We start from the raw sequence: 13,716 nt of genomic DNA on the forward strand, positions 1-13,716 counted from the left end.
CGTACTTCTGGTTAATACATTTAGTTTTGTCAAAGTTCCCGGTATAATCAGTATTACAATAATACGCAGTTCCATCGCAGGTACGCCAAAAAGATGTGCCTGTTTTTTTATGCCTACAAACATGATAAGGAAGAGGCATTCAATGAAAGTAGCTATTTATGTTCGTGTATTTTCAGATCGTCAAGCTGAGAAGGAACTGTCCATTCCAGCACAGGATAAGACTATTCAACAATATTGTCTGAACAAAGGATGGAGCATCGTCAACGAGTACATTGAAAAAGGAAAGTCGGCAAAGACGGATGATCGTCCTGTGTTCAAGAAGATGATTGCACTAGCCAAACGTTCCAACCGACCATTTGATGTCGTTGTTGTTCATGAGTTTGATCGGTGCTCACGTAAGAGTGACGATCATGTCATCTACAAAGCATTACTGAATCAATGCGGGGTGAAGGTCATCTCGGTTACGTAGCAGATTGAAGCGGAGACACCTCAGGATAAGTTGCTGGAAGGGATGATGGAAGTCATTTCGGAGTTTTTTAACGCAAACTTAGCAACTGAGATAAGGAAGGGGATGACGCAGAACATAAAACAGGGATTCAGTAATGGTGATACGCCGCCGTATGATCCGGACGGAGCATATTGCACTAGTTTATTTCCAAAGTGTTCATCCAGTGGGAGATCCAGAAACTTTTTTTGACGATGCAATTCAAATTGAATGATTCTTTGTCACTCAAAATGCTCTGATTGCATAGTGGCAATAAGTTGTTTATGAAAAAATAATTGGTGAATTTTAAAATCAAAGGGATTGTACTATTCAATCCCTTTGATTCCTACAATTAAAAATATTAGAATTTTATAGTTAAAATATCTATAGATATAAGTAAGGGGGCGAAGAAAGCTCCCTAATGTTAGCAACAGGCTGGTTTTCATGCTCTTTTAAGAATTCTATATACCATTCATAGGTACTATCAATTGAATATAGTATCTCTGTTATTGTTAGTTCAGGTGATCTTTTAATATGGTATATTAAAGTGCCGAGCAGACAATTCACATAACGATATATTCTTCCAGTGTAGATATCAATATTTGTATTTAAGTTGCTTCCTGAATGAACAAGTTTATTGCGAATTCTGTATATTCGATTGAGATCATGTTCTATCTTTGTGTAAGTATTTGTAATGATTGTTTTTGTGCCTCCTGCTTTGTTAAGTAGAAAATTTAATTCTGCAACTTCTCTTTGCATAGTAATATTAAAGGATAATGCATTGTAAGATTCTTGTGCTTTTTCGGTATTTGCTAAATATGAAGGAAAATTTATTTTATCGTATTTATCTTCTTTTTCTGTATCGACGCAAATAGTATAGATTGCATTTATTTGAGTATGTTTTTCTTTAAACAATAATATTTTTTCCCACAATTTATTCATTTTATCCTTAATATAATATAGACAAATCACCTTAGGAATTATTTGTCTTGCCTTTTCTATAATACTGGTTCTGGAGTAGAACGTTAGCAAATATTCTAAGGCAGACCATATATTCAGCAATCTATTTTCCATAGATTGTTCTGATGAAGTGCCTATCAAATCGAGAGCTCTTTGTATGACTAATAAATCGTTTGATTGTATGTTTTTGTTTCGTAGTTCATCACGTAAAGTAATAAAATCTCTAATATCTTCTTTTTCTCTGGAGTCCATTTCCTTAATGATTCTGGAATAATCTGTGTTTGCTGGGCGAGGTTTTTCCCAGTTTGCGTTTTCGCCCTCTTGTTTGACTAGGACATGCAAGCAAATCATTTGGTTAGTCCTCGAGTTTCCTTCAAAAAACTTATACATACGAAGAAATTCATCCAGTGTGTTTTTGCTTTTCTCTATCGCCTTATATTTATCACAAGCAATAGTTTCAGTTTTTAAAAAGTAATAGTTTTCCGAATTAATAAAATGTTTATTATGTTCTTTAATCACCATTTCATTTTTGTTAAATTCTGAAAATACAAAATCGTTAATTTTAATTGTAGTCTTAGTGGATAATTCTTCGAATAATTCTTTAGGTAGCCAACTGTTTAAAATGACCGAATATTTATTGCTTTTACATGAAACTTCTTGGAATTTCCCTAACAGAATGGCTAAGTTTCGTTCATTTAAATCTTTAATCTCTGGTGCTTTTAAAATATTTTCAACGCACCATTCATCTAGAAATGAGAGTGAGTATCCCTCATATAAAAGTTCATTAACAAGTGAATCAAGGAGTTCATCGACTTGCGAAAATGATAACTTATCTACATCCTTGATAATATCAATGTGAAATGTAATTATGTCTTTATTTTTTATCTTTTTTAGTAAACTTGAAATAAAGCTGAATTCTGCCACATGATTTCTTTTTTCTTCTTTGAGTTTTTTGATTAAATTATTAAAATCCTTAAGTAGAAAAGGATGCTTCGATAATGGATTCTCTTCTATGCGATAAATAATTGCTTTATAAAGGTAGTTCAATGCAATTTCAAGCTTTGTAACATCGCCTTTATTTTTATTGATTTCATCATGTATATCAAGACAGTCGCACAGCATGGCCCTTACGCTATCGCATCTTTTTTCTTGTAATATGTGATGATTATTTTTAAAATATTCATTTATTCTGTATATGAAGTATTTCTGAGAAACTAATTTTCTTTCTTGAGCACTCATGTTTTCCTCCATCATTGTTTCCATTTGTACCTCCAAGGGTAACTATGTTATACTTTTATATATTACAGTATTTTGGTTTTTTATCATAGATCATTGCCACTTGACAATGTTTATTTAGTAGAGTATTATTTGTGTATAAAAGCACTGATTATTGAATAGACTAATAATGCAAAAACCGAGCACAACTTGACGAGACTGGGTCGCAGGAGCGATACCTTTGTTAATGTTAGTGCTCTTTTATATTAATTTGAATTTCTTGAGACAATCAGGCTGACCCGAAGGGGACCCGGTTACGGGGGGCTTCTAGGGTGACATCAAATCCGTGACTACACTCGTAGAAACTTATGTGCCGTTATCTTCGGACAGGGGTTCGACTCCCCTCGGCTCCATATGGAGTATCAGTGAAAGACACCTTTATCGGTGTCTTTTTTCGTTTTCCTGTAAAGATCAGTTGCCTTGAAAAATGCTATAATAATAACGAATGGAGCTGATGCCGATGGAACTACTGGACCCGCGGGTAGATTTCGTATTCAAACGGATATTTGGCAGCGAAAATAATAAGGATGTGCTGCTGGCATTTCTTAACTGCATTTTCACTGAAGCTGGTGAGCCGCCGCTGACCGAGATTATCCTGATGAACCCTTATACGGATAAAGACGATCCACTCGACAAACAGTCCATCTTTGATGTTTACGCCAAGACCTCAGAAGGTAAACTGATTGATATAGAAATGCAGTTGTTTAATAAGTACGACATAGAGAAAAGGACGCTTTTTTATTGGAGCAAACGCTATGCCAGCCAGCTCAGTGAAGGCGACAAGTATCCAGAGTTAAAGAAATGCGTAACGATCAATATTTTAAACTATTCCTTCATAAAGAATGAACAATATCATAACGTATTTCATCTTCGGGAAGACCGGACAGGTATAGCCTTGATTGACGACATCGAGGTTCATTTCTTGGAGTTGCCGAAGCTGGATGAACGTAATATTCCGTCTGAAGGCGGATTGATTAATTGGTTATTGTTCTTAAAGGGTGCCGATACATCACAATGGGAGGTGCTGAAGATGAATGAACCGGGTTTGGAGAAAGCCATGGATACTCTGCAATATCTAAGTCAGGATTCAGAGGCCAGACGGTTGTATGAGGCTCGGCAAAAATATTTGCATGATGAAGCCTCTATGATTGAAGGGGCGAAGTCTGCGGGAATTGCAGAAGGAATAAACAAAGGGAAAAAAGAAGTCGCCCGCAATTTGCTGGCAATGGGGATGGATTATGCTGCTGTAGCCAAGGCGACGGGGCTTAGTGAAAGTGAAATCAAAGCTATAAAGCTTTAACATGTGGAAGAATAAAATCAGGCTGACCCAACGTATAGCTGGTTACGGGGCGATACTCGGGTGACATCAAATCCGTGACTACACTCGTAGAAACTTATGTGCCGTTATCTTCGGACAGGGGTCGGCCAGGGGCTAATGTTGAATATCGCTGAGAACGCTGTATAATTATTACTCAGCCATACCTTTTTTAGTTCGACATTTCAGTTGTATGCTTCTGGAGGCAAACCGATGATTAATAAAAATAAAACCGTTGTAAAATCGCTGGACCTCCTTAATCTTTTCCTTACGAATGAGGAGTTAAGCCTGAATGAGATGGTGCAGCTCTCGGGCATTCCCAAAACGTCTATTCATCGGATGATTGGTTCACTCGAAGAGATGGGATTTCTTCATAAGGATGCGGAAGGTAAATATTCGCTTGGATTATTATTTCTGCAATTCGGTCAACTGGTAGCCGAGAGGTTGGATATCAGGCAGGTGGCCCGGCCGGTTATGCAAGCGCTTCGCGATGAGTTTGAGGAAGCGGTAAACCTCGTGATCAAGGACCGCAACGAATGCATTTACATCGAGAAGCTGGAATCGACTCATCCGGTTCGGCTTTATACGAAAATTGGCCGGAGAGCGCCATTATATGCTGGCGCTTGCGCCCGTATTATTCTCAGCTTTTTGCCTGAGCAGGAACGAGAGCAATATTTGCAAACGATTAATCCGGTGCCTTTTGCGCTTGGAACCGTCACCGATAAGCAAAAGCTTCGTCAAATGCTGGAAGAGTCGAGGATAAATGGTTACAGCATCAGCCATTCTGAGCTTGAGGATCATACCGCTTCTTTGGCTGCGCCAATTTTTGATTATTCCGGAAAAGTGGTTGGAGGGCTTAGTATCGCGGGTCCCGATATCCGCTTTCAGGAGGATCGCCTGCCTGAACTGATTGAGAGAGTCAAAAGCTCGGCCACTGACATTTCGCGAAAATTAGGCTGGACGGATAAAGCCCTAGTGTAAGGTTAGGGGGAACAGAGCAGCTATTCTATATAAGTTGAACTAAAGAAGCATAAGCGCACGCGGAGAGAGCAAATTGCTCTGGTTGCAACAGCGACCGTAAGAATGATTTTGCTATCGAAAAAAGGCACATCTCTATTAGGGAGATGTGCTTTTTTGTGCTTCACGGAAAAGCTGCAACACTCATGTTATATTTTCTGACAAACCCATTGATAATTTGTGTCGGATTAGCTATAATTCTAGTATTCAATAAAAGTGGAACTGATATTCCGAAATTCGGAACACCCACTAAAGCGTAAAGGCGGTGAAAAAATGACAGTGCCAGGTTGTACGATAGCGGCCTTCCGTAGCGGCGAGCGTTATCTTTTGGCCTCCAATAGCGATAATCCTTGGGATACTCGGACGAAAGTATGCGTTGTGAAAGGAAATCGCTTCAAGTACATGGGGACGCAGCTGGTTTGTCCGGATGACAGTCTGCCTTGGTCCAACATGATCACTCGGGGAATTAACGAGAAGGGCATTGCTTTTACCTTTGCCTATGTGGATTGCGAGCCGGAAAGGTATCAGGGCGGTTTGGGCTTCAAAGATTTCGGCGGTCATATTCTGGGAAGCTTCGAGACGCTGCAAGACATAGAGCAGTATCTTCAGGACCATCCCGTCAAGGTGCATGGCAATTTTCTATTCGCCGATGACCATGGAAATTTGCTCGTAAGCGAAATTCATCCTACCCGTAAGCATTTTGAATGGAATCCCGATCAATCTGTCATCCGGACGAACCATTTTCTGAATCTTCCGTATGCCAATGAGCAGGAAATTGCCGAAACATGTTCGCTTATTCGTTATGAATCCGGCATGTATAGACTGGGTCAGAATGAACAGGATCACGTTGACGACATCAAGTCGCTTCTGCGCAATCATCACCTTAGGGAGCGGGGGGCGCACTGGGGAGGTTCGACCTGTAACCACGGGGAAAAGGTGGGAACGGTAAGCTCGGAGATTATGGATCCTTTGGCCAGGAAGCTCGAATATTGTTACGGTCCTCCTTGCGGAGAGGAAACGGAAATGCGGAGCTGGGGCCGATATGTCCCCTTCATACTGAATGAATGGGCGGCAGAAGAAACAACAGAGCTAACAACATTACATGGGGAATTAATACATAAGGGGGATCACTGATGCTAAACAGCTGGATTGGCTACGCGATTATGCTTACCTTTGGGGTCATTATGGTTATCGTATCTGTACTTTCAACTCGCAACAGCAAAAAAAATATCGATGACTTTTTCTCCGCCCGGGAAAGCATGAGCTTGCCGATGGCAATGGGTTCATTGGTTGTGGTTTGGGTTTGGAGCAGTTCCTTGATGGGGGCTGCCGAAGGAGCCTATAATTTTGGTGTGGCCGGTTTTTATATGTACGGTATCTCGGTTCTTATATCCGCCTTGCTGCTAGGCAGGCCGATATTTAAAAGAGTGCGCAAGATTGCGCCTTCCATTAGCACAATGCCTGAATTTATGAAGGCCAGAATCGGCAAGCAGACGCATATTGTCTTTACGATAGTGGGCATCCTGCAATCCTTCTTCTGGGCTGTGCTGCAGATGACGGCAATCGGACTCGTGATGAATGTTTTATTTGGTATTCCGCATGCCGCATCCGTTATGCTGGGCGCGATTATCGTCATTACCTATGTGACCATCGGCGGGCTGAGGGCGTCGATCGGCACGGATGTCGTGCATTTTTCGATGCTGCTCATTTTACTCGCAGTCATTATACCGCTCTGCTTATGGGCTGCCGGCGGTCCTCGCGAAATTTATCAAGGACTGGTCAATTCGTCCGTCGATACAGCGACGCTACTCTGGACAAAGGACAGCATTACTGGCTGGCTTTTGGTCAGTTTGCTTTCATTCCTCAATTATGCGATCATCGATCAAAGCGTGTGGCAGCGGGTCTACGCAACCAAGAAAGGGAATGAATCCAAGCTGGTGCTTGGGACAACCTTTGCTTGGCTGCCGATTCCTGCGGTAGCCGGCCTTATGGGTATGGTAGGCTTGGCGCAAGGAATGGATGTGAATCCATCGGAGATTTTCCCTGCCGTTGTGGGTGAGCTTCTTGGGACTTGGGGCAGCTACGCGATGGCGATCATTATGATTGCTACCATTTTATCGACTACCGATTCCTGTCTTAATGCATTGTCTACCTTAATCGTGAAAGATCTTTATATTCCTTACTTCAAGAAAAACGCGACAATAAATGCGAATCAGGAAATGAAAATCGCCCGTATTGTTGTCATTATCAGCGGGCTGGTCATCGCATTGTTCAGCTTGGCGCAGTTCTCGATTCTTTATTTGAATTACGCTGTCGGCGCATTGACGCTTGCGATGACTTGGCCGTTCGTGTTGTCTGTCTTCATCAAAAAGCTGAATAAAAACGCCGCCTACTGGGGCTTGGTAGTCGGTACGATCTCCGGACTATTCTTTGCCGTTATCCCTGGTGCGGGACTAATGGAACCGATCGTTCCTTTGTGGGTAGGCTATTTGATCTCTCACGCGATCGCTGCGGGAATACCGCTGATTGGCACATTAATTAAGCCAGATCATGAATTCCAATTTGAAAAGGCATTTAAACAGGAGGCAATATAAATGGAAATGAGTGAAAATGCGTTCGTCATTACCGTCTATGTCCTGCTAGCTTGGTTTATAATTGTAAATCTTCTTTTGGCTGGGTATAGTTTAAGAGATTGGATTAAGGCTACATTTAGACAGCCTAAACCTGCACAGAAGAACCACCAGAATAAATAATTGCAATATAATGGATATATATAGAAACCTAGCTGCTTGAGCTAGGTTTCTATTCACAGACAAGAGATTAAAGAAGGTAGGCATACGATATGTACCGGATTGACTTGAATTGCGACCTGGGGGAAAGCTTTGGCGCCTATACGCTGGGACTGGATGAGCAATTGCTGCCTATAGTGACATCGGTGAATATTGCATGCGGATATCATGCAGGCGATCCCGGGGTCATGCGTAGAACGGTCCGGCTTGCGCTTGAGAACGGAACAGCAATTGGCGCGCATCCCGGACTGCCCGACTTGATCGGCTTCGGCCGGCGGAATATGGCGATCACTCCTCAAGAAGCTTACGATATGGTCCTGTATCAAATTGGCGCGCTGGATGGATTCGTGAAATCCGAGGGAGGCGTCATGCAGCATGTAAAGCCTCATGGTGCGCTTTATAATATGGCAGCGGGGAAGAGGGATCTGGCCCAAGCGATTGCTGAAGCCGTGTATCGTTATAATCCGGAGCTTATTTTATTCGGTCTCTCCGGCAGCGAGCTGGTGCGGGCAGGCTTGGAACTCGGTCTTCAAACGGCTGAGGAAGTATTCGCGGATCGCATGTATCAGCGGGATGGCTCTTTAACGCCGAGAAATGTTCCGAATGCTGTCATTACCGACCACAATCAAGCCGTTTCCAATGTTCTGCGCATGGTTAAAGAAGCTGTTGTGACGTCGCAGGAAGGAGCGGATATCAAGATCAAGGCAGATACTGTCTGCATTCATGGCGATAATGCGCAGGCTTTAACGCTTGCCCGTCAAATTCGGGAAAGCTGCGAAGCGTCGGGCATTACGGTCCGCGCGGCAGGACGACGATAAAGAAAGGATGAGCTTTAATGAGTAATTTGGCTGGTATGAGTGCATCTGAGATTCGTTCCTTGATTCGGAACAATGAGTTAATAAAGCCGACTTCAGGCATGGCATCCGGGTTTACACAAGCGAACCTGGCTATTTTGAAGAAAGAGCTTGCCTTTGAATTTCTGCTGTTCTGTCAGCGGAATCCGAAGTCATGTCCCATTATCGACGTCACAGAACCGGGATCCCCGTTCCCGCTGCTTTCCGCTCCGGGAGCGGATCTGAGAACGGATATCCCGAAATATAGAATTTATAAGCACGGTGTATTAGTGGAAGAGGTAACGGATATCGTGAACTATTGGGAAGACGATATGGTCGCTTTCCTTATCGGCTGCAGCTTTACGTTTGAGCATCCGTTAATGAATAACGGCATTGAGGTCCGGCACATTACGGAAAACTGCAATGTACCGATGTATAAGACGAACATTCCGTGTATAAAAGCAGGCAGATTCGAAGGGCCTACTGTCGTCAGTATGCGCCCGATTCCCGAGAAGGACGTCGTTCGGGCGGTTCAGGTTACTTCCCGTTTTCCGGCGGTCCATGGCGCTCCGCTCCATATCGGCAATCCGGCGAGCATTGGCATTGAAGATATTCACAAGCCTGACTTTGGGGATAGCGTCACGATCAAGGAAGGCGAGGTTCCTGTGTTCTGGGCATGCGGTGTGACGCCGCAAGCGGTTGCGATGCATGTGAAGCCGGAGCTTATGATTACCCACGCTCCGGGGCATATGTTTATTTCGGACCTGCGCGACGAGCAGTTCGGCGTTATATAATACCTCAAGCAACGATAGCTGACGGCAAGCTGAGAGCGGTGTTACCTGAAGATTAGTCCATTCGAAGAAGGGGCTGTCCGGGTTCGCCCGCTTGATCTGCTTGTGGTCAGCTATATTTTTTTAAATCGGATTGTCATTTTTTTGAAGGGGCGATAGAAGTATAAGACAATGTCTTGTGCAGTCTGATGGAATCGCATTATAATAGAGATTGAAGTTCATAATTCGGAATTACGATTCCGATATTCGGAATAGAAGGGATGAAGTGAACCAGGTTATGAATATAGATGAATTTCCGATGCAGATATTCCCGCTTGGGGAATCGGCGATTCGAATGGAATTGGGAAACAGCATTCATCCTGATATACATCGTAGGGTAAAGAGAATCGTAGACTGTCTGGATAAGCATCCTTTTCCAGGAATGGTGGAGTGCGTACCGGCGTTTACAAGCGTTACGGTGCTCTACGATCCTTTGAAAATAAGAAAATTACATATCGACAGTCAGGAGTTTGCGGATCAATCTTGTTATGAGATTGTTTCGGCTATGCTGCAGCAGCTGGCATCGAAGCTTGACGAGCATGCAGGCGATCAGCACAGGATAGTGGAAATTCCCGTCTGCTACGGGGGGCAATTCGGACCGGACTTAGAGGTTGTGGCAGCTCATAATGGGTTAACGCCCAACGAAGTCATCGACATTCATTCCAGCGGGGAATACCTTGTTTATATGATCGGATTCGCTCCCGGTTTTCCTTATTTGGGGGAAATGCCCGATCGGATTGCGACGCCTAGAAGGTCGTCGCCAAGAACGGCTATTCCGGCAGGAACGGTAGGAATTGCCGGCATGCAAACGGGTATTTACCCGATCTCGACACCGGGGGGCTGGCAGTTAATCGGACGAACGCCCCTGCAGTTGTTCCGTCCGGACGAACAGCCGCCAAGTCTTCTGCGATCGGGAGATACTATCATTTTTCGTTCCATCTCCTTGGAAGAGTTTGAGAGTTACGGGGGTGCGAATCCATGAGTATTAGCGTGCTGCAGCCGGGAATGCTAACCAGCATACAGGATTTGGGCAGGTACGGCTATCAGAAGTATGGCGTGATCGTTAGCGGTGCGATGGATACCTATTCCCTTCGTACGGCTAACCTGCTTGTTGGAAACGATGAAGCTGAAGCAGCGCTCGAAATGACGTTAATGGGGCCCTCGCTGCTTATCAAAAACGACACCCTGCTGGCTATAACAGGCGGAGATTTATCGCCTGTCATCGATAAACAGCCGGTTCCGATGTGGAGACCGCTCTATGTCAAGGGAGGCAGCGTGCTTGAGTTTGGCGCTTGCAAATCGGGATGCCGGGCATATCTCGCCGTTGCAGGAGGATACCATATTCCGGCGGTCATGGGCAGCAAAAGCACGTACCTGCGCGCCGGCATAGGCGGTTATGAAGGTCGGGCATTAAAAGAAGGGGACGAGCTTGCCCTGGAGACTATGGGGGAGAAGTCCAAGCGTTTGATGAGGAGCCTGCAGAAGAGCGCGGGAGAGGATACGCTTGCTTCGACTCCTTGGTATGCAGGCGGCTCGATTCTAAAGCATGCAGGGGATATCTTGGTGCGTGTCACGAGGGGTAGTCAATTTGAGCGTTTTGACGATGTTAGCCGGAATCGTCTCTATAGTGAGCCGTTTCAGATTACCCCCCAGTCGGATCGTATGGGCTATCGTCTGTCAGGACCGGCGCTGCAGCTGGAGGAGCCGTTTGAGATGATTTCGGAGGGAGTCTGCCTTGGAACGGTTCAGGTGCCTCCCGACGGCAATCCGATTATTTTGCTGGCTGACAGACAGACCGTGGGGGGTTATCCGAGCATAGCCCAGGTGGCCGTTGTCGATATTGCGCTCATTGCCCAGATGAAGCCGGGTCAAAAGCTGGCATTTCAAGAGATTACGGCGAGGGAAGCGGAGAAGCTGTATCTTGATAGAGAACGGGACATGGAGGAGATGAGGTCCGCCATCAGCCTGAAGTTGGCTCAGGGAATCGCATTGTAATCAGCCCAGTCTATATCACCGTACAAATAAGCTTGAGGGAGTTATGTAATGTCTACTATTAACGAGCTAAGAGAAATGATTAAGATGGTGGAGCAGTCTTCTATCCAACGTTTTGAGCATGAGACAACACGAATCGTTATTGTAAAAGGCGACGGGTCTGCGGACAAATCGATCAAGGTGAACATCGGTGTTCCGCAGGAGGAGCTTTCAGGTGTGGATACCGTGGATGATAGCGTAGCCGAACACAATCAGCTTCAACCGGATGCAAGTCTGCACAAGATTACCTCGCCTACAATGGGGACGTATTATTCCGCCTCGCAGCCTGGCGAAGAGCCATTCGTCAAAATCGGTCAAACCGTGGATTCAGCCACGGTCGTATGCGTATTGGAAGCGATGAAGCTGTTTACCGAAATTGTTGCGGGAGTCGATGGACGGATTGAAGAGGTGCTGGTTAAGGACGGGGATTTTATTGAGTATGGACAACCTCTGTTCATCGTTAGCAAAGGGGAATGATCATGTTCAACAAAGTATTAATCGCCAATCGGGGGGAAATTGCCGTTCGGATTATAAGAGCTTGCCGCGAGATGGGCATCGCTACGGTTGCCGTATATTCGGAAGCGGACCGGCATGCGCTGCACGTGCAGCTTGCGGATGAAGCTTATTGCATCGGGCCGACGGCATCGAAGCACAGTTATTTGAATATCGCGCATATCCTCACGCTAGCCAAGTTCACCCAAGCTGACGCCATCCATCCGGGCTATGGTTTTCTGGCTGAAAATGCTGATTTCGCAGAGCTATGCGCAGCGAACGACATTGTGTTTATCGGTCCGGAAGCGGAAGCGATCCGAAGTATGGGAGATAAAGCGATAGCCAGGGAAACGATGAAGCAAGCAGGCGTTCCTACAGTCCCGGGCACAGAAGGCCTTATTGAAGATGTGGAGACAGCGGCCCGTGTGGCAAGAGAAATCGGATATCCCGTCATTGTAAAGGCAACCGCAGGCGGCGGCGGCAAAGGCATGCGTGTCGCCCGGGATGAGGAAGAGCTCGGCAAATGTATCCGTCAGGCGCAGCAGGAAGCGGAAACGGCTTTCGGCGATGCCGGTGTCTATTTGGAAAAGTATCTGGAAGAGCCTAGACATATCGAGATTCAGATTATGGCCGATAAGCACGGCCATGTCGTCTATCTTGGAGAGCGGGACTGCTCCATTCAGCGCCGTCATCAGAAGCTGGTCGAGGAGGCCCCATCGCCTGCGCTCGATCAGGACTTGAGGGAGCAAATGGGCCGCGTGGCTGTATTAGCTGCTGAAGCCGTGAATTATCACGGGGCAGGCACCGTAGAGTTTCTTTTGGATAAGCACGGGCGATTTTATTTTATGGAAATGAATACCCGGATTCAAGTGGAGCATCCGGTCACCGAGCTTGTGACCGGCGTGGATCTCATTAAAGAGCAGATCGCCGTGGCTGCAGGCATTCCGCTTTCTTTTGAGCAAGCCGAAGTTCGCATTAACGGATGGGCGATCGAGTGCCGGGTTAATGCGGAGAATCCCACTCTTAATTTCATGCCGTCGCCGGGGAAGGTCGAGCAGTACCGTCCTCCGGGCGGCTTCGGCGTCCGAATCGACAGCGCTGTTTTTGCCGGTTATGAAATATCCCCTTTCTATGACTCAATGGTAGCCAAATTGATTGTATGGGGAAAGGATCGTCAGGAAGCCATACAGCGAATGAAGCGGGCCTTAAATGAATTTACGATTAAGGGCATAGAGACCACCATTCCGTTTCACCAGCGATTGCTGGAGCATGAGCGGTTCGTCAGCGGCGATTTTAATACGAAGTTTCTCGAAGCTTACTCCATTATGGATGGGGAAAAAAGCTAGTAAACAGCGGCCCGGCAGGGCGATCTTGAAAAGGGGGTTCCCGAAAGGTCTTGATTGACCTTAGGGGGGCCTCTTTTTCTTTGTTGAAGATAGGTTTAAAGCGCTGCTGAGCAACGAACTGACGACGAGCAGTCAGGATATTGGCTGGGGTTCTGGAGATGGGATGATGGAGTTGTATAGCGATTATTTAGGACACCTGGATGAGGAAGACCTTGAGTAGCGTATGCGATGGAATTGTTTAAGACCTGTCTGCAGGACGAGAGGCTGCAAAGCATATAAGGACTCAACGTGAATTGTACGGATTCATGGAGGAGGCTATGAGCACTGAACAGGGTCTGGAAGAA

Annotated in this window: 13 protein-coding genes; 12 read left to right on the forward strand and 1 reads right to left on the reverse strand. The window is 45.4% G+C overall.

The genetic code is table 11. The features are described from left to right. Positions 1-142 precede the first annotated feature (142 nt). Entirely contained in the window at positions 143-469 is a 327-nt protein-coding gene (locus M2108_RS09155) for a recombinase family protein (protein ID WP_277468795.1), read from the forward strand. 399 nt (positions 470-868) lie between these two features. Here M2108_RS09155 and M2108_RS09160 read toward each other — a convergent pair whose 3' ends face one another. Further along, positions 869-2,707, reverse strand: a complete 1,839-nt coding sequence (locus M2108_RS09160) for a hypothetical protein (protein ID WP_277468796.1) — start codon at positions 2,705-2,707, stop codon at positions 869-871. 472 nt (positions 2,708-3,179) lie between these two features. Here M2108_RS09160 and M2108_RS09165 point away from each other — a divergent pair, with 472 nt between their 5' ends. The 11 genes from M2108_RS09165 to accC all read left to right on the forward strand — a co-directional run bounded on the left by M2108_RS09165 (position 3,180) and on the right by accC (position 13,372). After that, entirely contained in the window at positions 3,180-4,019 is an 840-nt protein-coding gene (locus M2108_RS09165; RefSeq protein WP_277468797.1) for an Rpn family recombination-promoting nuclease/putative transposase, read from the forward strand. A gap of 228 nt (positions 4,020-4,247) precedes the next feature. Next, the gene (locus tag M2108_RS09170) at positions 4,248-5,015 is read left to right on the forward strand and encodes an IclR family transcriptional regulator (protein WP_277468798.1); all 768 of its coding nucleotides are present in this window, start codon (positions 4,248-4,250) and stop codon (positions 5,013-5,015) included. A gap of 309 nt (positions 5,016-5,324) precedes the next feature. Beyond that, entirely contained in the window at positions 5,325-6,185 is an 861-nt protein-coding gene (locus M2108_RS09175; protein ID WP_277468799.1) for a carcinine hydrolase/isopenicillin-N N-acyltransferase family protein, read from the forward strand. After that, positions 6,185-7,645: a sodium:solute symporter family transporter gene (locus tag M2108_RS09180; RefSeq protein WP_277468800.1), complete on the forward strand. Its 1,461-nt coding sequence runs from the start codon at positions 6,185-6,187 to the stop codon at positions 7,643-7,645. Before M2108_RS09175 ends, M2108_RS09180 begins: the two co-directional genes overlap by 1 nt. Beyond that, positions 7,646-7,804, forward strand: coding sequence for a hypothetical protein (locus M2108_RS09185; RefSeq protein WP_277468801.1), 159 nt, complete (start codon positions 7,646-7,648; stop codon positions 7,802-7,804). Between the two features lie 89 nt (positions 7,805-7,893). Continuing rightward, positions 7,894-8,658, forward strand: coding sequence for a LamB/YcsF family protein (locus tag M2108_RS09190; protein WP_277468802.1), 765 nt, complete (start codon positions 7,894-7,896; stop codon positions 8,656-8,658). Positions 8,659-8,675: 17 nt separating this feature from the next. Beyond that, positions 8,676-9,467 (forward strand): putative hydro-lyase, encoded by a 792-nt coding sequence (locus M2108_RS09195; RefSeq protein WP_277468803.1) that lies wholly within the window; start codon positions 8,676-8,678, stop codon positions 9,465-9,467. Positions 9,468-9,741: 274 nt separating this feature from the next. Then, on the forward strand, positions 9,742-10,485 hold the full coding sequence (pxpB, locus tag M2108_RS09200; RefSeq protein ID WP_277468804.1) for a 5-oxoprolinase subunit PxpB: 744 nt from the start codon (positions 9,742-9,744) through the stop codon (positions 10,483-10,485). Then, positions 10,482-11,498, forward strand: a complete 1,017-nt coding sequence (locus M2108_RS09205; RefSeq protein WP_277468805.1) for a 5-oxoprolinase subunit C family protein — start codon at positions 10,482-10,484, stop codon at positions 11,496-11,498. Before pxpB ends, M2108_RS09205 begins: the two co-directional genes overlap by 4 nt. A 48-nt stretch (positions 11,499-11,546) precedes the next feature. Continuing rightward, positions 11,547-12,011: an acetyl-CoA carboxylase biotin carboxyl carrier protein gene (accB, locus tag M2108_RS09210; protein ID WP_277468806.1), complete on the forward strand. Its 465-nt coding sequence runs from the start codon at positions 11,547-11,549 to the stop codon at positions 12,009-12,011. A 2-nt stretch (positions 12,012-12,013) separates the two neighbouring features. Beyond that, positions 12,014-13,372 (forward strand): acetyl-CoA carboxylase biotin carboxylase subunit, encoded by a 1,359-nt coding sequence (gene accC, locus M2108_RS09215; protein WP_277468807.1) that lies wholly within the window; start codon positions 12,014-12,016, stop codon positions 13,370-13,372. Positions 13,373-13,716: the final 344 nt, after the last annotated feature.

It is taken from the genome of Paenibacillus sp. PastM-3 (assembly GCF_029893965.1).
GTDB lineage: Bacteria > Bacillota > Bacilli > Paenibacillales > Paenibacillaceae > Paenibacillus_AQ.